The 20,790-nt window shown below is 67.8% G+C and carries 21 protein-coding genes; 8 read left to right on the top strand and 13 right to left on the bottom strand.

Annotation, left to right across the window (positions count from 1 at the left end; translation table 11 throughout):
• Positions 1-66: 66 nt before the first annotated feature.
• The 3 genes from ACEN98_RS10865 (at position 67) to ACEN98_RS10855 (ending at position 2,273) form a co-directional block, all read left to right on the top strand.
• Complete coding sequence (locus tag ACEN98_RS10865) at positions 67-1,026, top strand: LysR family transcriptional regulator (RefSeq protein ID WP_413384195.1); 960 nt, start codon at positions 67-69, stop codon at positions 1,024-1,026.
• 56 nt (positions 1,027-1,082) lie between these two features.
• On the top strand, positions 1,083-1,655 hold the full coding sequence (locus ACEN98_RS10860) for a gamma-glutamylcyclotransferase (protein ID WP_413337694.1): 573 nt from the start codon (positions 1,083-1,085) through the stop codon (positions 1,653-1,655).
• 78 nt (positions 1,656-1,733) lie between these two features.
• Positions 1,734-2,273, top strand: a complete 540-nt coding sequence (locus ACEN98_RS10855; protein ID WP_413384193.1) for an ankyrin repeat domain-containing protein — start codon at positions 1,734-1,736, stop codon at positions 2,271-2,273.
• Between the two features lie 8 nt (positions 2,274-2,281).
• Here the strand turns inward: ACEN98_RS10855 and ACEN98_RS10850 are convergent, their stop codons facing one another.
• Positions 2,282-2,851, bottom strand: coding sequence for an RNA 2'-phosphotransferase (locus ACEN98_RS10850; RefSeq protein ID WP_413384191.1), 570 nt, complete (start codon positions 2,849-2,851; stop codon positions 2,282-2,284).
• 129 nt (positions 2,852-2,980) lie between these two features.
• On the opposite strand from ACEN98_RS10850, the gene ACEN98_RS10845 reads away from it, so the two are divergent.
• Positions 2,981-3,442, top strand: a complete 462-nt coding sequence (locus ACEN98_RS10845) for an acyltransferase family protein (RefSeq protein WP_413384189.1) — start codon at positions 2,981-2,983, stop codon at positions 3,440-3,442.
• 3 nt (positions 3,443-3,445) lie between these two features.
• Here ACEN98_RS10845 and ACEN98_RS10840 read toward each other — a convergent pair whose 3' ends face one another.
• Positions 3,446-4,117: a PadR family transcriptional regulator gene (locus ACEN98_RS10840; RefSeq protein WP_413384187.1), complete on the bottom strand. Its 672-nt coding sequence runs from the start codon at positions 4,115-4,117 to the stop codon at positions 3,446-3,448.
• 115 nt (positions 4,118-4,232) lie between these two features.
• On the opposite strand from ACEN98_RS10840, the gene ACEN98_RS10835 reads away from it, so the two are divergent.
• Positions 4,233-5,567 carry a deoxyguanosinetriphosphate triphosphohydrolase gene (locus tag ACEN98_RS10835; RefSeq protein ID WP_413384185.1) on the top strand — a complete coding sequence of 445 codons (1,335 nt, stop codon included), beginning with the start codon at positions 4,233-4,235 and terminating at the stop codon, positions 5,565-5,567.
• On the opposite strand, the gene ACEN98_RS10830 is transcribed toward ACEN98_RS10835, so the two are convergent.
• A complete protein-coding gene (locus ACEN98_RS10830; RefSeq protein ID WP_413384183.1) occupies positions 5,564-6,109 on the bottom strand; it encodes an AAA family ATPase in 546 nt (181 codons plus the stop codon). The genes ACEN98_RS10835 and ACEN98_RS10830 overlap by 4 nt on opposite strands.
• 85 nt (positions 6,110-6,194) lie before the next feature.
• Between ACEN98_RS10830 and ACEN98_RS10825 the strand changes: the two genes are divergently transcribed.
• On the top strand, positions 6,195-6,734 hold the full coding sequence (locus ACEN98_RS10825; protein ID WP_413384181.1) for a GNAT family N-acetyltransferase: 540 nt from the start codon (positions 6,195-6,197) through the stop codon (positions 6,732-6,734).
• On the opposite strand, the gene ACEN98_RS10820 is transcribed toward ACEN98_RS10825, so the two are convergent.
• The 7 genes from ACEN98_RS10820 to ACEN98_RS10790 all read right to left on the bottom strand — a co-directional run bounded on the left by ACEN98_RS10820 (position 6,731) and on the right by ACEN98_RS10790 (position 13,926).
• Positions 6,731-7,882 carry a PA0069 family radical SAM protein gene (locus tag ACEN98_RS10820; protein ID WP_413385975.1) on the bottom strand — a complete coding sequence of 384 codons (1,152 nt, stop codon included), beginning with the start codon at positions 7,880-7,882 and terminating at the stop codon, positions 6,731-6,733. The two genes, ACEN98_RS10825 and ACEN98_RS10820, sit on opposite strands and share 4 nt — an antisense overlap.
• A 99-nt stretch (positions 7,883-7,981) precedes the next feature.
• Positions 7,982-8,587 carry a tRNA-uridine aminocarboxypropyltransferase gene (locus ACEN98_RS10815; protein WP_413384179.1) on the bottom strand — a complete coding sequence of 202 codons (606 nt, stop codon included), beginning with the start codon at positions 8,585-8,587 and terminating at the stop codon, positions 7,982-7,984.
• A 31-nt stretch (positions 8,588-8,618) separates the two neighbouring features.
• A complete protein-coding gene (locus ACEN98_RS10810; RefSeq protein ID WP_413384177.1) occupies positions 8,619-9,233 on the bottom strand; it encodes an NADPH-dependent FMN reductase in 615 nt (204 codons plus the stop codon).
• Between the two features lie 19 nt (positions 9,234-9,252).
• Positions 9,253-10,623 (bottom strand): efflux transporter outer membrane subunit, encoded by a 1,371-nt coding sequence (locus ACEN98_RS10805; protein WP_413384175.1) that lies wholly within the window; start codon positions 10,621-10,623, stop codon positions 9,253-9,255.
• Positions 10,620-11,741 carry an HlyD family secretion protein gene (locus ACEN98_RS10800; protein WP_413384173.1) on the bottom strand — a complete coding sequence of 374 codons (1,122 nt, stop codon included), beginning with the start codon at positions 11,739-11,741 and terminating at the stop codon, positions 10,620-10,622. The genes ACEN98_RS10805 and ACEN98_RS10800 overlap by 4 nt, the downstream gene beginning before the upstream one ends.
• A 14-nt stretch (positions 11,742-11,755) precedes the next feature.
• Positions 11,756-13,492, bottom strand: coding sequence for an MFS transporter (locus tag ACEN98_RS10795; protein ID WP_413384171.1), 1,737 nt, complete (start codon positions 13,490-13,492; stop codon positions 11,756-11,758).
• Positions 13,489-13,926 (bottom strand): MarR family winged helix-turn-helix transcriptional regulator, encoded by a 438-nt coding sequence (locus tag ACEN98_RS10790; RefSeq protein ID WP_413384169.1) that lies wholly within the window; start codon positions 13,924-13,926, stop codon positions 13,489-13,491. Before ACEN98_RS10790 ends, ACEN98_RS10795 begins: the two co-directional genes overlap by 4 nt.
• Positions 13,927-14,130: 204 nt before the next feature.
• Here ACEN98_RS10790 and ACEN98_RS10785 point away from each other — a divergent pair, with 204 nt between their 5' ends.
• Both ACEN98_RS10785 and ACEN98_RS10780 read left to right on the top strand, forming a co-directional pair.
• Complete coding sequence (locus ACEN98_RS10785; protein ID WP_413384167.1) at positions 14,131-15,375, top strand: dienelactone hydrolase family protein; 1,245 nt, start codon at positions 14,131-14,133, stop codon at positions 15,373-15,375.
• Positions 15,376-15,590: 215 nt separating this feature from the next.
• Positions 15,591-16,787: an esterase/lipase family protein gene (locus ACEN98_RS10780; protein WP_413384165.1), complete on the top strand. Its 1,197-nt coding sequence runs from the start codon at positions 15,591-15,593 to the stop codon at positions 16,785-16,787.
• Positions 16,788-16,790: 3 nt separating this feature from the next.
• Here ACEN98_RS10780 and ACEN98_RS10775 read toward each other — a convergent pair whose 3' ends face one another.
• From ACEN98_RS10775 to ACEN98_RS10765, 3 genes are all read right to left on the bottom strand, one after another.
• Complete coding sequence (locus tag ACEN98_RS10775; protein ID WP_413384163.1) at positions 16,791-18,695, bottom strand: PAS domain S-box protein; 1,905 nt, start codon at positions 18,693-18,695, stop codon at positions 16,791-16,793.
• A gap of 181 nt (positions 18,696-18,876) precedes the next feature.
• The gene (locus ACEN98_RS10770; RefSeq protein ID WP_413342544.1) at positions 18,877-19,728 is read right to left on the bottom strand and encodes a helix-turn-helix domain-containing protein; all 852 of its coding nucleotides are present in this window, start codon (positions 19,726-19,728) and stop codon (positions 18,877-18,879) included.
• A gap of 31 nt (positions 19,729-19,759) precedes the next feature.
• On the bottom strand, positions 19,760-20,608 hold the full coding sequence (locus ACEN98_RS10765) for an alpha/beta fold hydrolase (RefSeq protein WP_413384161.1): 849 nt from the start codon (positions 20,606-20,608) through the stop codon (positions 19,760-19,762).
• Positions 20,609-20,790 lie beyond the last annotated feature (182 nt).

Here is a 20,790-nt window from a genome sequence, read left to right as displayed (position 1 = left end):
GCCATTAAAAATTAAAACGGACTATCATACAAACAATATTTTCCGCTCTATTTATCGGATTTTCTGATGAATCCTACCCTGCGCCAGATGCGCGCTCTCGTTGCCCTGGCAAAGACCGGTAACTTTACGCTTGCCGCGCAGTACATGCACGTTACACAGTCGGCCTTGTCCGGTTTGATCAAAGAGCTGGAACAGACGCTCGGCGTCCGCGTCGTCGACCGCAGCACGCGGCGTATCGCCTTGACCGAAACGGGGAACGAGCTGTACCCCCTATTCAGCCAGATGATCGACGATCTCGACCGTGCGCTTGCGAACATTGCGGACCAGGCGCAACTCAGGAAGGGCATCGTGCGCGTGGCCGTGCCTCAATTGATGGCCTGCACCCTGCTCCCGCAGGTGATCGCCGCGTGGCGCACGCGCTACCCGGACATCCGCATCAGCCTGTCCGATTCCCCGGTCGAGGCCGTCACGACGCGCGTGCTGTCCGGCGAGACGGACTTCGGCATCGGCCCGGAACGCGACGGCGCCCCGCAACTGGAAGCACGCGAGCTGATGGAGATGCCGTTCGAAGCGGTGCTGCCGCCCGATCATGCGCTGGCGAAGCGCCGCCGGCTCGGCTGGAGCGACCTGGCCGCGCATCCGCTGATCACCTTGCGCGGCCAGTTCACGGAGCGGCTGCTGGCGGACATGAGCACCGGCGCCGCCGACGCCAAGGCCGGCGGCGCGGATACGCTGCGCGACCTGACGCTGCGGCCGGCCCACGAAGTCACGTACATGACCACCGCGCTGGCGCTGGTGGCATCCGGCCTGGGCGTCACCGTCTGCATGCCTTACGCCGCCCCGCTCGTGCGCCTGCACGGCCTGCGCATGCTGCCGCTCGACGCGCCCGTGCTGACGCGCCGCTTCTTTGTCTACACACGCGAACAGCGGTCGCTGTCGCCGGCCGCGGCCGCCTTCATCGCGTTCCTGTTCGACTGGGTCGGCGCGGCCGACAATCCCGCGGGCGCATTGCGGCCGCGCGCCTGACGCCGCCGAACGGCCGCGCTAGAATGCAGCTTCCTCCACGCAACCTCCTTTCATCGATGTCCCATAACACCATCGCGATCAACCAGCGCATGGACAGGTTCGACAACCACGCCAGCGTCTGGCTGTTCGGCTACGGCTCCCTCATCTTCAAGGCCGACTTCCCCTACATCGAGCGGCGCCCCGCCAGCATCACGGGATGGACGCGGCGCTTCTGGCAAGGCTCGCACGACCACCGCGGCACCGAGACTGCGCCGGGCCGGGTCGTGACCCTGGTGCCGGACCCGGACGCGACGTGCCACGGCATGGCCTACCTCGTCACGCCCGAGGAATTCGCGCACCTCGACTACCGCGAAAAGAACGGCTACCTGCGCCTGGCGACCGACATCCGCTTCGAGGATGGGAGCGCCACCGAAGGCCTCGTCTACATCGCCACGCACGAGAACGCCGCGTACCTCGGCCCGGCGAGTGAGCGCGACATTGCGCTACAGATCGCCACCGCGCGCGGCCCGAGCGGACCGAACAGCGAATACCTGCTGGAACTGGCCAAGGCCCTGCGCGCACTCGGCAAGCCCGACCCGCATGTGTTTGAGATCGAACGGCACCTGGAAGAGTTCCAGCGCCGGATTTGATATCGCGCGAACCCGGCGCCGCGGTGCGCGCGGCAGCTTTATGTTCTAATCCTGTCGAGCTTTCACGCACAGGAGACCATGATGCAACCACCGCCGCATCCGCCATCGGCCAGCGAACTCGACGAAGACACGCTGGCCTTCGTGCGCAAGGTCTTCCACTTCGCGCGCACCGGCGAGGCCGCCGAACTCGCGGCGCTGCTGGGCCAGGGCCTGCCGCCCAACCTGCGCAACGAACGCGGCGACAGTCTCTTGATGCTGGCCTGCTACCACGGCCATGCGGACGCGGCGCGGGTACTGCTGGAGCACGGCGCCGATCCGGAAATCATGAACGACGCCGGCCAGACCCCGCTGGCCGGCGCCGCCTTCAAGGGGGACCTGGCGATCGCGACCCTGCTGCTGGACCACGGCGCGGCGGTCGACCACGCGGGCCCGAACGGCAAGACGGCGCTGATGTTCGCCGCGATGTTCAACCGCGGGGATATCGTCCGCCTGCTGCTGGCGCGCGGCGCCGACCCGTTCCGCCCGGACGCGGACGGCAATGCGATCCTCGACGCGGCGCGCAGGATGGGGGCGGACGACACGGCCGAACTGCTGGCGGCGGCGACCAGCGAGCGCTGAGCCGCTCGTCAATCGCCGCCGCGGTCGTTCCCGTCCAGCACGCGCAGGTAGCGCGGCGCCACGGGACCAGTCAGCCAGACGCCGTTGTCCGAGCGGTAGAACACGGCGCCATCCGCGCGCAGGCGGGCCGTGTCGACGCGCAGGATGACGGGAAAGCCGTAGCGTGCACCGACGCGGCGAGCGGTGCCGACGTCGCCCGACAGGTGCACGTGCTGGCGGTTGCCGGCACGCAGGCCCGACGCGAGGATCGACTTCAGGAAGCGGCTCGCCGTGCCGTGGTACAGCACGTCCGGCGGCTGCGCCGGCTGCAGGGCCAGGTCGACCTGGATCGAGTGCCCCTGGCTGGCGCGGATGCGGGTACGGGTGGCATCGAACGCGAAACGCTGCTTGTCGTTGTTCGCGACGACGCGATCGAGCAGTTCGCGCGCGACCGGCCTGCCATGTTCGGCCAGACGCTGCAGCAGCGCGTCGACATCGGCCCAGCCGTTGGCATCGAGCTGAAGGCCGATGCTGTCCGGGCGATGGCGCAGCACGTAGCTCAGTAGTTTGCTGGTGTCGACGATCGTATCCCGAGACATGATGTGAACAGGAGAAATGGAGTCGGCGCCAGCATACGCCAGGCTGGTCGCGACCGCCAACGCACGCGCCGACGACGCGGTGATGATTGCCGAGTCTTGACGCCTTGCGCTCAGGTAGACTTGCGCGCCATGCATCCATCACCCATTCCGGCTTCGTCGTCGCCCCGCGCGCCCGGCCTCGACCTGCTGCGCGCCATCGCCATCGGCGTCGTCATGCTGTACCACCTGTCCAGCCACGGCATCGACGTCACAGGCCCCGGGCAGCATGGCTGGATGGGTGTCGACCTGTTCTTCGTGCTCAGCGGCTACCTGATCGGGTGGCCCGTGCTGCGCGACCTGGCCCGGGCGCTGCCGGGCGTCCGCATGCTCGCCCTGCTCGCGTTCAGCCTGTACCTGACGCATCGCCAGGTGGTTGCGTGGCTCGACGGCGTGGCGGGCGACCTGGCGGCGAACGCACCGTTCAGCGCATTCGTGCTGTACAACGGGGCGTCGCTGGCCATGGCGGCGCTGCTGTACGTGGCGGTCGAGCGTCCGGGGCTGCGAATGCGTCGCGGCACGCCCCGGCGGCTGCCTGGTGCACTCGCGGGCTGAACTTCAGCCTGCTGCGCCGCCCTGCTCGATCTCGGCCGCCGCGCGCATCAGGATGGCGGCGATGCGCTGCTGCTCCTCGGCGGATGCGCCCGCCCGCGAGGCCAGTGCCCGCTTGAGTGCGTGGCGCGCGTCGTGCAACTCGGCACTGAACGCACCGCGTCCGCCCGGCCCCTCTTCCCCTTCGGCGAGCGCGCTGCGCATCAATTCCATCTTGCGCGCGGCCTCCTGCAGTCGGGCGAGCAGCATGTCGACGTGTTCGCGGTTCGCGTCCAGATGGGCGCGGCCGTCGTCCGACAGGGCGTAGCGCTTGCGCGTGCCTTCGAGCTCGATGGTCACCCAGCCCAGGTCTTCCATCGCGGCGAGCGCCGGATACATCATGCCGGGGCTCGGCACGTAGAAGCCGCCCGAGCGGGCTTCCAATGCCCGGATGAGCTCGTAGCCATGGCTCGGTTGTTCGGCGATGAGGGCGAGGAGCAGCAACTGCAGGTCGTCCGACGACAGCTTGCGGCCGCGCGGCAGCCCGCCGTCGTCGGAAAAGCCGAAGCCGCCCGGACCGCGGCCCCGGCCATGGTGACCGCCGGGACCGCCGGGACCATGCCGGTGGTGCGGCGCGAAGCCCGCGTGCTCGTGGTCATGATGATGGTGGTGGTGATGATGTGGATGATGGTGTGGCATGATCGCTTCCCTATATCGTAAGATACATCGTAAGATATATAACGAAGTTGATGATGTCAACCATTTTGTGCACGATGGCGCTACACTGCACCATCGAACAATTTCTGGAGACAAGATGCCGATGGAATGGGACCGCCTGGTGTCGACGATGCGCCTGGGCCGCGAGGATGACCGGGGCGACGGCGGCAGCCGTACCGAATACATGCGCGACTGGGACCGGCTCGTGTATTCGAGCGCGTTCCGGCGCCTGCAGGACAAGACGCAGGTGTTCCCGCTATCGGACAGCGATTACGTGCGCACGCGCCTCACGCACAGCATCGAAGTGTCGTCGGTGGGCCGTTCGCTGGGCATGCTGTGCGGCGAATTCATCAAGGAGCGCGAGCCGGCGTTGTCGATGGCGCCGCAGGACTTCGGCAGCATCGTGGCGGCCGCCTGCCTCGCCCACGACATCGGCAACCCGCCATTCGGCCATTCGGGCGAAGCTGCGATCCAGTCATGGTTCGCCGAGCACAAGGAACGCTGGCTGACCGACCTCAACGAGCGCGAACGCCAGGATTTCCTGCGCTTCGAGGGCAATGCCCAGGGCTTCCGCCTCGTCACGCGTCTGCAAAATGCCGTCGACCACGGCGGCTTCCAGCTCACCTGTGCCGTGCTCGCCGCGTTCATGAAATACCCGCGCGCCTCCGACGTGCCGTCGGCCAGGGACAGGATCAGCGAAAAGAAATTCGGCTACTTCGCGGACGACGCGGCAACGGCCGAACGGGTCGCCACCCGGGTCGGCCTCGTGCGCAAGGGCCCGGGCGCCTGGACGCGCCATCCGCTCGCCTTCGTGATGGAAGCGGCGGACGACATCTGCTACGGCATCGTCGACCTGGAGGATGGTCACCGGCTGGGCCGCGTGTCCTTCGACGAGGCGCGCCAGCTGCTGTGGCCCCTCGCCTTCCCGGACGGCGCGGCCGCGAGCCCGTCCTACCGGCAACTGGCCGACGACACGGGCCGGGTGGAATACCTGCGCGCCCGCGCCATCGGCCATCTCATCGGCGCCGCGCTGGAGGTCTTCCGCGAGCATTACGACGCGATCATGGACGGCCGCTTCGAGCAAGACCTCGCCGGGGCATCGCGCTTCGCGCCCGAACTGAAGGCGATCGCGACGCTGTCGCGCGAGCGGATCTATGCGACGCCATCCGTGCTGCAGATCGAGGCGGCCGGTTTCGAGATCCTCGGCGGGCTGCTGGGCAAGATCGTGCCGGCGCTCGTCAAGCCGGAAGCGGTCCGGTCGGCGGCCGACCGCAAGATCGCGCAAATCATCCCGCAGCAATTCAGCCGCGGCACGACGCCGTACGCGCGCCTGCTCGGGGCGACCGACTATATTTCCGGGATGACGGACGGCTTCGCGCTGAAGCTGTTCCGGCGCCTGCACGGCATCGAGTTGCCGGGCACGATCGTTTAAGCGGCTTGGTCGAGCACGCGGCGCACCTGGCGCGCCCGTTCTTCCACGCTGCCTTGCACAACCGTGTACGGGATGCGGCGGGCGTCGAGATCCTTGAGCACGAGTCGCTGGATGCGCCCGCGCCACGCCTCGTTCTCGCGCACGTCCTGTTCCTCGTACGGGATGTCGTCCGCGCAGACGAACGTGTGGGCATAGCGCGCGCGGCATTCGTCGGCGCAGCGCAGCAGCTCGGCCGGCGGCGGGTCGCCGACCTGTCGGAACTCGATGCCCAGCAGCAGTGTCGTCAGCGCATTCGTGTCGACGAACAGCCAGCGCCGCGCCTGCGCCATCGCCGCATCCTCGGCGGCGCGGTGCCTGACGGCGATCTCGACGTAGTCGTCCGGACCCAGCTTGCCCTGTTTTTCTTCCCAGATGAAGCGGCCGATCTCGGGCACCGCGACCGTGTCGTAGGCACGTGCCAGGTGCTCGGACAACGTCGACTTGCCCGTCGATTCCGCGCCCACGAAGACGATGCGCTGCACCGTGCTGCCCTGCTCCACCATATCCCGCCTGCCGATCCACCGCTATAAGGAACGCAATCGTAGCCGAGACCCCGCATCCCTACAACCGACCGGTTATCATGCTGACATGACACAGCCCATCCACGCCGACGGTTTCCTGCTGCGCCCCCTCGTCCCGGACGACGCGCCGGCGATGGCGGCGGCCGTCCGCGAATCGATGGCGAGCCTCGGACCGTGGATGCCCTGGGCCCATGCCGCTTACGACGATGCCGATGCGCTGGCCTGGATCGCGTTCTGCGATGCCGCGCGTGCCGATGGCAGCGCGCACGAGTTCGGCATTTTCCGGCCGGACGGCCGGCACTACGTCGGCGCGGCCGGCCTCAACCAGTTCAATCGCCTGCACGGCTTCTGCAACCTCGGCTACTGGGTGCGTACCTCGGCCCAGGGCGAGGGCGCGGCGCTGGCGGCCATCCGGGCACTGTCGCGTCATGCGTTCGAGCACCTGGGCCAGTCGCGCGTCGAAATCGTCGTCGCCGACGGCAACGTGCCGAGCCTCGGCGTTGCCCGCAAGGCCGGGGCCGTCCATGAATGCCTTGCGCGCAACCGACTCAACCTGCACGGGCGCGCCGTCGCGGCGCACGTGCTGTCGTTGATTCCGGCCCTTTAAAACAGATCCAACTGCGCCGCCGCCGCGCTGGTAGGCTTGACGATCGTCTTCGGCACCACGGGCGGCCGCTTGAACTGCGAGCCGTCCAGCTTGTGGAAGCGCCCCATATAGCCATCCAGGCCCAGGCGCTTGATGGCCTTCGTGAAGCGCTGGCGAATCAGGTCGGCCCAGATGCCCTCGCCCGTCATGCGTTTGCTGAAGTCGCTGTCGTAGTCCTTGCCGCCGCGCATGTCGCGGATGCGGTTCATCACGCGCTGGGCGCGGTCGGGGAAGTGGGCGTGCAGCCATTGCTGGAACAGCGGGTTCACTTCCCACGGCATGCGCAGCACCGTGTAGTGCGCGCCGACGGCGCCGGCGTCCTTCGCGGCTTCCAGGATGCGCTCGATTTCCGGTTCCGTGATGAACGGGATGATCGGCGCGACGCTCACGCTGACGGGGATGCCGGCTTCCGTCAGCGTCCGGATCGCGCGCAGGCGGCGGGCGGGCGCGGCCGCACGGGGCTCGAGCGTGCGCGAGATTTCGCCGTCCAGCGTCGTCAGGGTGATCGCGGCGCAGGCCAGGCCCTTCTCGGCCATCGGCGCGATCAGGTCGATGTCGCGTTCGATCAGCGACGACTTCGTGATCAGGCCATACGGGTGGTTGCATTCGCCCAGCACTTCGAGCACCTCGCGCGTGAGGCGGCGCTCGCGTTCGCAAGGCTGGTACGCGTCGGTGTTGACGCCGATGGCAATGTTTTCCGGGACGTAGCCCGGCCGTGCCAGCTCGCGCCGCAGCAGGTCGGCCGCGTTCACCTTCGCGTAAAGGCGACTCTCGAAATCCAGGCCCGGCGACAGGCCCAGGTAGGCGTGCGTCGGCCGCGCGAAGCAGTAGATGCAGCCGTGCTCGCAGCCCCGGTACGGGTTCAGCGACACGCTGAACGGGATATCCGGCGACGTGTTGCGGCTGAGGATCGATTTGGCGATCTCGTCAGTGACGGTCGTCTTGAGGGGCGCCGGTGCCTCGTCCTTTACGCCAGGCACGGTCCAGCCGTCGTCGAACCGCTCGCGGCCGTTCACTTCGTAGCGGCCTTGAAGATTGGTAACGGCGCCACGACCTTTGATTGGCCCGTGGATGGGCACGACCTCGGCGGACTTTTGCGGGAACGGCAACACCACCTGGCTGACCGCCCGACTTGCGTTTGCTTTGTTGACCCGATTCACACGGCGCTCCTTAAGTACTGTATGTTTATACAGTATAGTACGCCGATGTCAGGATGGGTTCAAGCACAAAAAAAGAGCAGCTTGTTGTTGCACAAAACCGTCAAACGCTTGCAGTAGAGACCGGTACGCGTCGGCGTCGCTTTCCATTTGGCCAAGTGCCAGCGCGGCCGCTTCCAGTGTCGACAACTGGTGCGGCGCATGCGCCTTGCGGATCCGATAAGCCGACGCGGGCACGTCGTGCAGCGCCAACCGGGGCAGCTTTTGCAGTTCGGGATTTACATGGAGCATCTTGCGGCTCTTGCGCCAGGTGGCGTCCAGCACGACGAGCCGCAGCCGTTCGGGCGGCGCCGGTGCGAGCACGGGCGGCACGAAGCCGGGCGTTTCGGGATACAGCAGCACGGGCACCCGCCCATCCGCGTGCAGCAGCGCCTGCAGATCAGCGAACGTCTCGCCCACTTCGAGGCGGCTGCCGGGCAAGCACAGATGCAGCAGCCGCGCACTGTTCTTGGCGTTGCGCACCTCGAGCGGATGTTGCAGGATCAGCAAGTCGACACGGCTGGACAGCGGCCGCACCCAGTGGCAGATGCAGGCGCTCTGCGCGCGCAGGCAGGCGGCGCACGTTGCGCGCCTTGTGGAAGAGGATGAAGCGGTCATGGACGGCGATTGTAACGCCGCCGCCAGGCCGTCACTGGCTGCCCATGCGCTGGCCGGTATGCGGCGCATCGTCCGAGGTGACGGGCGCATCCGGCCGCACGGTCCTGAGCGCCCGGCTCCACGCCACCACCTGGTCCAGCATGGCATCCACGGACTGCTCGTGGTGCCCGGCCGGATTGAAGGTCGTGCCATTCTCGAAGTCGGTGCGCAGCGACAGCATCACCTGCGCGCGCACGTCGGCCACCATCAGCTCGCCCATCACGAGGCGCAGGCTCTCGATGGCGCGCGCGCCGCCCGCGCTGCCGTAGCCGACGAAGCCCGCGGCCTTGTTGTTCCACTCCTTGTACAGGAAATCGATGGCGTTCTTCAGCGCGCCGGACGTGCCGTGGTTGTACTCGGGCGTGACGAACACGTAGCCGTCGAAGCCGGCGATGGCGGCGGCCCAGGCCTGCGTGTGCGGCTGCGTGTACTGTCCCAGCGCCGGCGGCACCGGCTCGTCCAGCAGCGGCAGGTTGAAATCCTGGATGTCGACCAGCTCGAACACGGCGTCCGCGCGCATGCCCGCGATGTCCAGCACCCAGCGCGCCACGTCCAGCGCCTTGCGGCCCGGCCGGGTGCTCCCGACGATGATTCCGATCTTGATCATGTGCGCTCCTCCATGGTCGTTATTGATGCCAGCCGCCGCCCAGCGCGCGGTACAGGTCGACGTGGGCCTGCAGCCAGGCGGCGCGCAGCTGCAACGCGGCGTTCTCCGCGGCGAAGGCGTTGCGCTGGGCGTCCAGCTCTTCCAGGTACGACGAATAGCCGTTGCGGTAGCGGTTGTGGGCGATCCTCAGCACCTCGCTTGTGGCCACCCGGCGCGCCTCGGCCTCGTCCAGCTGCTCGCGCAGGCGCCGCACGGCCGTCAGCGCGTTCTCCGTGTCGGCGAACGCATTGCGTACTGCGGCTTCGTACGCGAACACGGCGCGGTCGCGCAGCGAGGCGCTGATCTCGGCCTGGGCGCGCAGCCGGCCCGCGTCGAACAGCGGCGCCAGCACGCTGCCGCCCACGCTCCACAACCTTGTCGGGGACGACAGCAACGTCGGCAAATCGTTCGCGTACGCACCCAGCGACGCCGTCAGGCGCAGAGAAGGCAGCATCTGGTCGCGCGCGGCCGCGAGGCTCGCGTCGGCCGCGGCGAGCGCGCGTTCGGCCGCCGCGATGTCGGGACGCCGGCGCAGCAGTTCGGACGGCAGCCCCGGCTGGATCGCGGGCGCGTTGAGGCGCGTCAGTTCGGTACCGCGTCCGACGGGGCCGGGATTGGCGCCGGCGAGGATGTCGAGCGCGTTTTCCTGCTGCGCGATCGCCCGCTCCAGCTGCGGCACGACGGCGGCCGTCGCACGGTATTCCGCCTCGGCCTGCGACAATTCCAGGCGCGAGCTGTAGCCGACCTCGAACTGGCGCCGCGCCAGGTCCAGCGAGCGCTGGCGCGATGCCAGGGTGGCGCGGGCGAGGTCCAGCTGGGCGTCGAGGCCGCGCAGATTCAAATAACCGGACGCCGTGTTCGCCGCCACCGACAGCGCCGTCGCGTCCGCCGCCGCCTGTTGCGCGGCGTAGTCCAGCCGCGACGCTTCCGTCAGGTTGGCCGTGCGTCCGAACGGATCGAGCTCATAGGCGGCCTGGAACGCGCCCTGCAGCGACGTCGTATCGATCGGCGTGCCGAACGGCCCGATCACGCGCGCCCGCGTGGGCGTGAACCCAACGGACAAGGCAGGCTGCTCGGCCGCGCGCGCCACCTGGACGCGCGCCCGGTATTCCTGCAGCCGCGCCTGTGCCGTGCGCACGTCGTTGTTGCGCTCCAGCGCCTGCGCGACGAGGCGGTCCAGCGCGGGATCGGCGAACGCATGCCACCAGTCCCGTTCGACGGGCGCGCCCGGCCCGACCTGGCCCCGCCACGCGGGCGGCACGCTCAAGGTCGCCTGCGGCGGCGGCGGCACGGGGATGCGGCAGCCGGCCAGCAGCGCCGCGCAGGTGGCGAGCATGAGCACCCGCTTCATCGAGCGTTCCCCGTGGACCCGGGCGTACGCGTGGGCGCAGGGGCGCCCACCCTACCGGCCTTCGTGTCGATGCTGGCCACCACCGACATCCCGGGCCGCAGCCGCGTGGCCAGTTCCTGGTTCGGGTCGATGCTGATGCGGACCGGAATCCGCTGGGCGATCTTGACGAAGTTACCCGTCGCATTGTCCGGCACGATCACGGAAAACTCGGACCCCGTGGCCGGCGCGATCTGCTCGACGTGGCCGCGCAGCTTCGCGTGATTCAGCGCGTCGACGGTGAACGTAACGGGCTGGCCCAGCCGGACGTCGGCCATCTGCGTCTCCTTCATGTTGGCGACGACCCACATCGCCTGCGGCACGAGCGCCGTCAGCTGCGCGCCGGCGTTGACGAACGCGCCGAGGCGCACGCTGACCTGCCCCAGCTGGCCGTCGCGCGGCGCGACGATGCGGGTATTCGACAGGTCGATCTCGGCCAGCCGCACGGCCGCCTCCGCGTTCGCGACCGCCGCTTCCAGCGACGCGCGGTTGACCTCCACGGTGCGCAGGTTCTGGCGCGAGATCTCGAGGGCCGCGCGCGCCTGCTCGGCGGCGGCGACGGTCTGCGCGCGGGTGGCGCGGGCGGCGTCGCGTTCGCGCGCGGACAGCGAACCGTCGGCCGCCAGTTCTTCCACGCGTTTCAGGTCGGCATTCGCGCGCTGCGCCTGGGCGGCCGCGTTGGCGACGGCGGCCTGGTTCTGCTGGATGGTGGCGCTGGCCGTGCCGCGGCTTTGCGCGAAGTTCGCCAGCGCGGCGCGCGTGGTCGCCAGCTGGGCCTTGGCCTGGTCCAGTCTCTGCTGGTAGATGCGGTCGTCGATGCGCATCAGCAGCTGGCCCTGGTGGACCACCTGGTAATCCTGCACGTCCACTTCGACGATGTAGCCGGACAGTTGCGGACTGATGATCGTCACCTGCCCCCGCACGAGCGCGTTCTCCGTCGTCTGCAGCGCGCTGTGGAACGGCGGCAGGTTCCAGGCATACAGCACGATCAGGACGCCGATCAGCGCGATGAAGGCGAACAGCAGGCCGCTCGCGATGACGTGGCGGTTCGATGTTTGTTGGGTTGGCGTCGTTTCCGGCATGGTCGGGGCTCGGTTCAGGTTGGGACGGCCGGCGTCGGCTGGGGCGGCCGCGGCGCCGTGCGGCGGTCGCCGGACGGGACGGCGATCGGCGAATCGGTCGGCTCGGGCGGCGCCGGCACCGGCACCGGCGCCGGCGGTGGCGGCGCTACGTATTTCAGCCACAGCGAGCGGCCGAAGATCCACGCGGCCAACAGGGTGGCGATGATGGAAATCAGGAGGAACACGTCGTTGTAGGCGAGGATGTTGGCTTCCCGCGCGGCCGTCTGCGTCAGCACGGAGATGCCCTGGCGCGTGCGCGCGGACGGGTCCGCGAGCTGGCGCGCGTACGCCGCCCCGTACTGCTGGATGCGCGCGGCGACGAGCGGATCGAGCGAACTCAGCTGCTCGGCCAGCACGGACGAGTGGTATTTTTCGCGCATCACCTGGAACGTGCCCAGCAGCGACGAGCCGATCAGTCCGCCCAGGTTCTGCGTCAGGCCGAACAGCACGGAAAAGCTGATCAGGTTCGCGGGATTGGCGATCACGGACCCGAGCAGCGTAAGCAGCAATGGCCCGAGGAACATCACGCCGCCGAACGCCAGCAGGCCCTGGCTCACGTACATCTGGGCGGGGCGCGTGGCGTTGGTCGCGTTCGAATCGATCCATGCGCCCAGCGCCATGATCAACAGCGCCACCACCTGCGGCGCCATCAGGTGCGGCGGCCGGGTGACCAGCACCGAAACGACGATGCCGAGGATGGTCGCGAGCAGGATGACGATGAACAGCGTCTGCATCTCGTCGTTGTTCAGGCCCACGAGGCGCAGGAAGCCGACGGCGCCCACGCTCTGCTCCGACAGCACGACGCGCACGAGCATCAGCGCGATGGACAGGCGCAGGATCATGCCGTTGGTCAGCCAGCGGATATTCAGCAGGGGGTTGTCGCGGTTGTGCTCGACGCAGATCGCGGCCAGCAGCAGCACGATGGACACGGCCAGCGCGATGCCCACCCATGCATTCTCCGTCCACCACAGCACGCGGCCGAACGTGAGCGCCGCGCACAGCAGCGCCATGCCGGGCGCGAACAGCGAGAACGTGAGGAAATCCGCCGGCCGGAACGCCCTGAAGCGGTCGCCCGGCGGCAGCTTCAGCCACAGCACGGCGGCCAGGGTGACCAGCGTGAGCCCGAGCTCGAACAGATACAGTCCGCGCCATTCCGCGATCTGCAGCAGGCTCCTGGAAAAGATGTAGGCGATCGGCTGGGCCAGCTGCGCGATGCCGGTCGAGATCACGATCCCGCGCGGCCGCCACTCCTTTTTGAAAGCCTGCAGGCTGTAGTACAGGCCCAGCGTCGACAGCGCCGCGCCCGCCATGCCGTGGGCCGCGCGCACGGCGATCGCGGAGCCCAGGTCGTTGACGAACAGGTGCGCGAACGTGATCAGGGCATACAGCACGAGGAAGAACTCGGTGAATGCGCGCAGGCCGAATTGCTGGCGGAATTTCACCAGCAACAGGTTCATCGACACATTGGTCATGACGTAGGCCGTCGGCAGCCAGTTGACTTCGGCCGCGAAGACGCCCAGCGTGCCCTGCAGGTTGACGAGGTTGACGGTGACGAGCGCGTTGCCGAGGCCGCCCGTGATGGTCACGAGCGTGCCGATCAGGAAATAGGCGACGCGGCGCGGCGTCGAGTGCTTCGGAAACGATGGTCCGCCCGGCAGCGTGGGGCGCTCGTCGGGATGCCACTGGCGCGGCGCGTAGTCGGCGTCGCTCATGGGTTCTCCAGCAGCCGCCGCAGGTCTTCCAGCACGGCCGCCGCCGCCGCCATGGCGCCGGCATCCAGCCGCGCGACCGTCAGGCGCCGCAGCGCATCCGCTTCCGCGTGGACGCGGCGCGCCACCGCCTCGCCCTGCGGCGTGAGCGCGATGCGCTTGACGCGGCGGTCGCCCGGCTCCGAACCGCGCCGCACGAGGCCGCCCGCGACGAGACGGTCGAGGGTCGTCACGAGCGTGGCGCCGTCCACGCCGAGCCGGCGCGCCAGTTCCCGCTGCGACGGCGGTTCGGGGCTGTCGGCCACGGCCGTCAGCGCGTTCCAGCCGGCCATCGTCAGCCCGTTCGCCTTCAGGTGGCGTTCGAGCGCGAGGCGCCAGGCGCGCGCGCTGCCTTGCAGCGCTTGCAGGAAACGGTCGTCGGGGTCGTCGGTAGTCATGTCAGTTAAACATGGGTATCCCAATCGTTGGCCATCCAGATTATCTGCCTGTTATGGCAAATGTGGCCACACGTGAAGATTTAGTTCGAGATTTGGTTAATTGGACATTGCTCTGAGAAATCACCGTGCTTAGAATCAATTCATTCCGCGAGGCAATCAGTTCTCGGGGAAAAGTGCAAACCCGGTGTCGCTCCAGAGTCTTCCATGCTTAAAGTCCGCCCTTCCGTTCGCAAACTGACGTCCGCCTTCATCGCCGCCCTGGCCCTGCTGCCGGGTCTCGCCATCGAACAAGAGCTTCAGCTCGACTATCGGATCAACGAGCACATCGTCCTGATCCCGGCCGGCCAGGACCATCAGGCCCGCCTGGAAACGACCGTGTTCCAGCCGAACGGCCCAGGGCCCTTCCCGCTCATCATCGTCAACCACGGCAAGGATCCGGGTCACCCGAACCTGCAGCCGCGCGACCGCTTCTACCACATGGCCCACGCCTTCGTGGAACGCGGCTATGCCGTGATGGTGCCGATGCGCCAGGGCTTCGCCAACTCGACGGGCTATTACCGCGACCATGGCTGCGACATGACGGCCAACGGCTACACCCAGGCCGAGGACATCAAGGACACCCTCGAATACGCGCGTGCGCAGAAGTGGGTCGACGCGGACCATATCGTCGTCGCCGGCCAGTCGTACGGCGGCCTCGCGACGATGGCGCTCGGCACCGAGGACCTGCCGGGCGTGCGCGGCCTGATCAACTTCGCGGGCGGCCTGCGCGACGACAGCAACGGCTGCGGCTGGCGCTCGGCCCTCGTGTCGGCCTTCGCCGAGTACGGGTCGCAGAACAAGCTGCCGAGCCTGTGGATGTACGGCCAGAACGATTCGCTGTTCTCGCCGGAACTCGTGGCGCGCATGCACGACGCGTTCGAACAGGCCGGCGGCCGCGCCCAGCTCGTCGAGTACGCCCCGTTCAAGCGAGATTCGCATGGAATGCTGGCCAGCCGCGACGGACAAAAGGTATGGCTGGCCGACACGATGCACTTCCTGCAGCAGATCGGCATGCCGACCAGGGTCGTGTACAAGGTGCCGGAACCGCCACAGCCGCAGGCGACGAACTTCGCCGTTATCGAAGACGTCGAGGCCGTGCCGTTCCTGTCCGAGAACGGCAAGCGCGCCTACCGCGAATACCTGACCAAGATGACGCCGCGCGCGTTCGCCGTGTCGCCCAGCGGCGCCTGGTGCTGGGCCGAGGAAGGCGAGGATCCGGAAGCCCGCGCCCTGGCCACCTGCTCGGCCAAGAGCGACAAGCCGTGCCGCCTGTATTCGGTGGACGAGCACGTCGTGTGGAACCCGGACCTGGCCGAGAAGGCTGCCGTCACGGCATCCAATACGCCGGCCCCGGCCACGCCGGGCGATGGCGCGGTGGGCAATGCGGCGGGCATGACGGCGGCGAACTGATCGCTGGGTGCGGGGCCCCCCCGCGCCCACGCGTAACGTCAACGAGCCGCATACGCCCGCGTGGGCGCAGGGCGCCCACCTACGCAGCGCGCAAACGACACCTGCGCCATTCTGTTGCACTGCAACACGCCATTCGCCGTCCCGGTCGAGGCAGCGCAAACTCCGTGCCGCATATCAAACCGACAATGGGCTCGCCACGTCCAATGGAGAGTCACATGTTGCGACTGACGAAGTCCTGCGCCTGCGCGCTGCTGGCGCTTGCCGCCTTGCTGGGCACGCCCGCGCGCGCCACCAACAACGATCCCGTCGTGCTCGTGCACGGCGTCCTCGGCTTCGGGCCGGAATCGCATCCGCTCGGCAGCTTCCTGTACTGGGGCGGCTACGGCAACATCGCCGCGCACCTGACCGTCTACCACGGCCCGCATACCGTCTTCACGGCCCAGGTGGGCGCAATCGCGTCGAACTGGGACCGCGCCGCCGAGCTGTATGCCCAGATCAAGGGGGGCTGCGTCGACTATGGCGCCCACCACGTGGCGCGCTACGGCTATCCCGGCCAGGCGCAGAAGCCGGCCGGCAAATGCTGGGCCGCGGACCCCGCCAACAATCCGGAAAACTACCCGCTCGCGTTCTACCCGCAATGGGATGCCGCGCACCCGGTCCACATGATCGGCCACAGCCAGGGCGGCACGACGATCCGCGCCCTGGTCCAGTTGCTGGAACACGGCTCGCCCGACGGCGACGAGGGCGGCGGCGAACTTTATCAAGGCGGCAAGGTCGGCTGGATCAGGAGCGTCGTGACGATCTCCGCGCCACACGACGGCACCACGTTGCGCGATGCCGTAGTGGACGTGCTGCCGAACCTGCGCAGTCCATTGCGCGACATCCTCGACAACGAACTGGCCCACTGGGAACTGGCGCCGGACGGCGCGCGCGAATTCAACCGCTGGGCGCTGACGTCGCCGTCGGTCTATTATTTTTCGGTGGGGACGCTGGCGACCGAAGCCGGCGCCTGGTGCTGCAACGGCACGGACCGCGTGCTCGCGCCCGTACAGAACGTCCAGTTCCAGTATCCGCGCGCGGACATGATCCCGTACTTCAAGCTGTTCGCCGGCGAATGGATCGTCGGCTCGCTGGCCCAGCCGGGCATGGGGTCGTACACGCAGAACGCGCCGGGCCGCGTGCGCATCGACAGCGCCTGGTTTCCGAACGATGGCGTCGTCAACACGGTGAGCATGCGCGCGCCGAGCGGGCATCCGGTGCGCGACTACGACGGCAAGGCCGTCAGGGGGACGTGGAATTTCCTCGGCAATTACCGCGGCTACGACCATTTCGACATCCTGAACTGGCCGAACAACGGGCCGTCGGCCGACCCGGTCTACGAGCGGATCAGCGACATCATCTTCGGGTTGTAGACCTTACATGGCCGACCGCAAGGTCCGCGCCAGGTCCGACAGCCGATACGGCTTGTTGACGAACGCGAACTCGTTGAGGTCGACGCCATGCCGCTGCTTGAGGGCCGGCAGCGGATAGCCGGACGCGAGCATGATCTTGGTGGCCGGATAATGCTCGCGCGTGTAGCTGGCCAGCTCGATGCCATTCATGCCGTTCGGCATCACGACGTCGGTGAACAGGATGTCGATGTCGCGCTGTTCCATCACGTCGATCGCTTCCTGCCCGCTGGCGGCCGTGACGACCTCGTAGCCCATGCTCGTGAACAGCGACGCGGCCACGTCCATCAGGTCCGGCTCGTCCTCGACGATGAGGACGCGCTCCGTGTGCTCGGCCTGGGCCTCCTCGGCGGGATTGACGACGGCCGGCAGGTAGATCGCGATCGTCGTGCCTTCGCCCGGCATGCTGTCGATGGCAACCTCGCCGCCCGACTGCTTGATGAAGCCGTAGACCTGCGACAGGCCCAGGCCGGTGCCCTTGCCCACTTCCTTCGTCGTGAAGAAGGGTTCGAAGGCGCGCGCCACGACGTCCGGCGGCATGCCGGTGCCCGTGTCGCTGACGGTCACGCGCACGTATTCGCCCGGCGCGAGGCCGGCCGGATGCTGGCCGTCCGCCACGATATTGCCCGTCGCGATGACGAGGCGGCCGCCCTCCGGCATCGCGTCGCGCGCGTTGACGACGAGATTCAGCAGCGCCGATTCGAAGCGGGCGCTGTCGATCAGCGCATTGTGGGCCTTGCGGTCGAGGTCGATCACGAAATCGATGGACGGATTGCCCGCGCGGCGCAGCACGGTCTCGAAGCCGCGAATGACGGCATTGAGGTTGCGCGTTTCCGCCTGCAACGGTTGCTGGCGCGCGAACGCGAGCAGTTGCTGCGTCAGGCGCGCGCCGCGGTCGATCGCGCGCCGCATCGATTCCAGCGTGCGCGCATCGCCCTCGCCCCGCTGCAGGTTCAGCACCTCGATGCCGCTGGACAGCACCGACAACAGGTTGTTGAAATCGTGCGCGACGCCGCCCGTGAGCTGGCCGATGGATTCCATCTTCTGCGCCTGGTACAACGCGATGCTGGCCTTTTCCAGCGCCTCGTCGGCCTTCTTCTTTTCCGTCAGGTCGCGCGTGATCTTGGCGAAGCCGAGCAGTTCGCCGTCGTCGCCGCGGACGGCGTCGAGCACGGCATGGGCCCAGAACCGCGAGCCGTCCTTGCGCACGCGCCAGCCCTCGGACTCGTAGCGGCCCACCGCGGCGGCCGTGTCCAGCGCGCGCTTCGGGATGCCCTCGGCCTGGTCCTCCGGCGTATAGAAGCGCGAGAAATGGCTGCCGACGATCTCTTCCTGGCGATAACCCTTGATGCGCTCGGCGCCTGGGTTCCAGTTGGTGACGGTGCCTTCCGGCGACAGCATGAACAGCGCATAGTCGGTGACACCGTTTACGAGCAGGCGGAAGCGCTGCTCGCTTTCCCGCAGCGCATCCTCGGCGCGCTTGCGCTCGGTGACGTCGCGCGTCACCTTCGCGAAGCCGAGCAGGACGCCCTCCTCGTTGTAGATCGGATCGATCACCACGTGGGCCCAGAACCGCGAGCCGTCCTTGCGCACGCGCCAGCCCTCGGCTTCGTACTTGCCCTCCGCCAGCGCGAGCGCCAGCGCCCGCGCGGGCTTCCCCGCTTCGCGGTCCTCCGGCGTGTAGAAGCGCGAGAAGTGCTCGCCCAGGATCTCTTGCGCGACATAGCCCTTGAACCGGTTGGCGCCGGCATTCCAGCTGCTGACGTAACCGTTCGGATCGAGCATGTAGATGGCGTAGTCGCTGATCCCGGAGATCAGGTACTGGTAGCGTCGCTCGTCGGGCCAGGATTGCGTGGGGGTCAGGTCGTTCATTTACTACGGCTGAATGCGCTCGGAATAGGGTCAAAACCGGGTCATCATACACCGCAGGAAAAAGCCTTGCGCGCGTTGCGATTAACGAATTTCACATTGTCAATTTTAGGATTTTATTGGGCAAGAAAACTTGCATTGACGATGCATCTTCACCAAAAATCACCGGAATTGATGAGTGTTATTACACCGCAAAATTTTCGCGGAACCATGCCGCCGTCGTACCGTCGGCCGGAAAAAACGATTCCAGCCGCAACTCGTGCACAGTGACGTCGTGCGGCGTGCCGAGCGTCGTGATCGTCGTGAACAGGTTCAGTTCCACACCCTCGTGGGCGATCGTCAGCGGCAGGAACGGCAGCGCGCGCCGGTCGAGGTTCGGCACGTGGCCGTCGGACAGTCCCGCCATCCCGGGCAACGCGGACAGTTCGGCCAGCAGCGCCGTCGCCTCGCTGCCCGGCCCGTCCGCCATCGCTTCCCGCTGGATCCACAACAGGCTGTCCGCGCACACGGCCTCCCAGTTGACGAGGCGCGGCCGCAGCCCGTTCGGGTCGAGCATCAGGCGCAGCACGTTGATGGAGCCGTCGCGCGGGATGGCCGCGTCCGGCGGCAGGCCCAGCAGCCACTTCATGAAGCCGGCGGCGGGCTCGTTGAACATCACGAGATTCCACAGCCGGTCCACGACGAGGGCCGGAAACGGCGCCTGCTGGCGCAGCATGAAGTCGAGCGCCTGCATCACGGACAACAGTTCCGGATCGGACAGGTTGCGCTCCTGGTAGGCGGGCGCGAAACCGGCGGCGAGCAGCATCGCGTTTCTCTGGCGCAATGGCACGTCGAGCACGATGCCGAGTTTCAGGACCAGGTCGCGGCTCGGCTGCGCCCGTCCGCTCTCCAGGAAACTCAGGTGCCGCTGCGAGACGCCGCCATCCACGGCAAGACGCAGCTGGCTGTAGCCGCGCCGCGTGCGCCAGTAGCGCAGCGCCGAGCCGAAGTCGCTGAAGTAGCCGTCGCCGCGCGCGTCCGCGTGTCCATCCTGCATCGTGATCCCCTGTTGATGTAAAAGCGTCAATTTAGACCTCCGCACGGATGAACTCAAGCAACTCGCCATTGACCTGCTCCACGTGCGTGAGGAACATGCCGTGCGCGGCGTCTTCGTGGACGACGAGGCGGCAGTCCGGCACGAGGGCGGCGGTGCGGCGCGCGGTCAGCTCCAGCGGCGCGGAGACGTCGAGTGCACCGGCGATCACGAGCACGGGCACGTCGACGGCTTCCAGTTCCGCCTCCATGCTTGACGCCTCCACACAGAGGTGGCAATCGTGCAGCGCCTGGAGCGAGCATTGCAGGGCCATCTGCGCGAGCCAGTCGCGCATGCGCGGGCCGGCGCCGGGCACGAACGGCTCGACGTTCTCCTCGATCCAGCGCGGGAAGTCGTGCAGCAGCTGCGTGCTGCGGAACTGTTGCAGCAGCGCGGGGTCGACCCCGTGCGGATTCGATGCGGACAATGTGATGCCCGGCGTCATCGGCCCGAGCAGCGCGACCTGCGTCACCCGCGCGCTGCCGTGGCGCGTGAGGTAGCGGACGATCTCGTTGCAGCCCATCGAATGCCCGACCAGCACGACGTCGCGCAGGTCGAGGGCTTCGATGACGGCCGCGATGTCGTCGGCCAGCGTGTCGAGGTCGTAGCCGCCGCCCGGGTCGGACGAGCGGCCGTGGCCGCGCCGGTCGAAGGCGATGCAGCGCAGGCCCTGCCGGCACAACGCCATCATCTGGTAGCCCCAGGAATCGGAGCACATCGACCAGCCGGCCACGAACAGCACGGGCCGGCCGCGGCCCCAGTCGCGGTAGTACAGGTTGACGTCGCCGGCGATGATGGTGTTCGGGGCGGCGGTGTAGGCGCGGGTGTGTCGCTGCAGGGTCATGATGGTCTCCTTCGGTGGTTGACGTTGGAGCCAGTGTGCCCGGCGGCGTGCGGCGCGGCGATTACCTCCCAGGTAATGACGGCTGTCGTCGAATTTCCCATTTCTACGGCGACAAGGCCATCAACACACCCGCGCAATTCGCCGGATTCGCGCGAATCGATGAGGTATCGTTGTATGAACGC

Origin of the sequence: Massilia sp. CT11-137 (genome assembly GCF_047302885.1) — a bacterium.
Lineage (GTDB): Bacteria > Pseudomonadota > Gammaproteobacteria > Burkholderiales > Burkholderiaceae_D > Telluria > Telluria orientalis.
The sequence above is the reverse complement of the archived record's forward strand: the minus strand, read 5'-3'. Positions and strand labels throughout refer to the sequence as shown.

What these genes read in the sequence shown, in the direction of transcription:
- ACEN98_RS10865 (WP_413384195.1), top strand. Translation starts at nt 67, where the DNA reads ATGAATCCTACCCTGCGCCAGATGCGCGCTCTCGTTGCCCTGGCAAAG.
- ACEN98_RS10860 (WP_413337694.1), top strand. Translation starts at nt 1,083, where the DNA reads ATGTCCCATAACACCATCGCGATCAACCAGCGCATGGACAGGTTCGAC.
- ACEN98_RS10855 (WP_413384193.1), top strand. Translation starts at nt 1,734, where the DNA reads ATGATGCAACCACCGCCGCATCCGCCATCGGCCAGCGAACTCGACGAA.
- ACEN98_RS10850 (WP_413384191.1), bottom strand. Translation starts at nt 2,851, where the DNA reads ATGTCTCGGGATACGATCGTCGACACCAGCAAACTACTGAGCTACGTG.
- ACEN98_RS10845 (WP_413384189.1), top strand. Translation starts at nt 2,981, where the DNA reads ATGCATCCATCACCCATTCCGGCTTCGTCGTCGCCCCGCGCGCCCGGC.
- ACEN98_RS10840 (WP_413384187.1), bottom strand. Translation starts at nt 4,117, where the DNA reads ATGCCACACCATCATCCACATCATCACCACCACCATCATCATGACCAC.
- ACEN98_RS10835 (WP_413384185.1), top strand. Translation starts at nt 4,233, where the DNA reads ATGCCGATGGAATGGGACCGCCTGGTGTCGACGATGCGCCTGGGCCGC.
- ACEN98_RS10830 (WP_413384183.1), bottom strand. Translation starts at nt 6,109, where the DNA reads ATGGTGGAGCAGGGCAGCACGGTGCAGCGCATCGTCTTCGTGGGCGCG.
- ACEN98_RS10825 (WP_413384181.1), top strand. Translation starts at nt 6,195, where the DNA reads ATGACACAGCCCATCCACGCCGACGGTTTCCTGCTGCGCCCCCTCGTC.
- ACEN98_RS10815 (WP_413384179.1), bottom strand. Translation starts at nt 8,587, where the DNA reads ATGACCGCTTCATCCTCTTCCACAAGGCGCGCAACGTGCGCCGCCTGC.
- ACEN98_RS10810 (WP_413384177.1), bottom strand. Translation starts at nt 9,233, where the DNA reads ATGATCAAGATCGGAATCATCGTCGGGAGCACCCGGCCGGGCCGCAAG.
- ACEN98_RS10805 (WP_413384175.1), bottom strand. Translation starts at nt 10,623, where the DNA reads ATGAAGCGGGTGCTCATGCTCGCCACCTGCGCGGCGCTGCTGGCCGGC.
- ACEN98_RS10800 (WP_413384173.1), bottom strand. Translation starts at nt 11,741, where the DNA reads ATGCCGGAAACGACGCCAACCCAACAAACATCGAACCGCCACGTCATC.
- ACEN98_RS10795 (WP_413384171.1), bottom strand. Translation starts at nt 13,492, where the DNA reads ATGAGCGACGCCGACTACGCGCCGCGCCAGTGGCATCCCGACGAGCGC.
- ACEN98_RS10790 (WP_413384169.1), bottom strand. Translation starts at nt 13,926, where the DNA reads ATGACTACCGACGACCCCGACGACCGTTTCCTGCAAGCGCTGCAAGGC.
- ACEN98_RS10785 (WP_413384167.1), top strand. Translation starts at nt 14,131, where the DNA reads ATGCTTAAAGTCCGCCCTTCCGTTCGCAAACTGACGTCCGCCTTCATC.
- ACEN98_RS10780 (WP_413384165.1), top strand. Translation starts at nt 15,591, where the DNA reads ATGTTGCGACTGACGAAGTCCTGCGCCTGCGCGCTGCTGGCGCTTGCC.
- ACEN98_RS10775 (WP_413384163.1), bottom strand. Translation starts at nt 18,695, where the DNA reads ATGAACGACCTGACCCCCACGCAATCCTGGCCCGACGAGCGACGCTAC.
- ACEN98_RS10770 (WP_413342544.1), bottom strand. Translation starts at nt 19,728, where the DNA reads ATGCAGGATGGACACGCGGACGCGCGCGGCGACGGCTACTTCAGCGAC.
- ACEN98_RS10765 (WP_413384161.1), bottom strand. Translation starts at nt 20,608, where the DNA reads ATGACCCTGCAGCGACACACCCGCGCCTACACCGCCGCCCCGAACACC.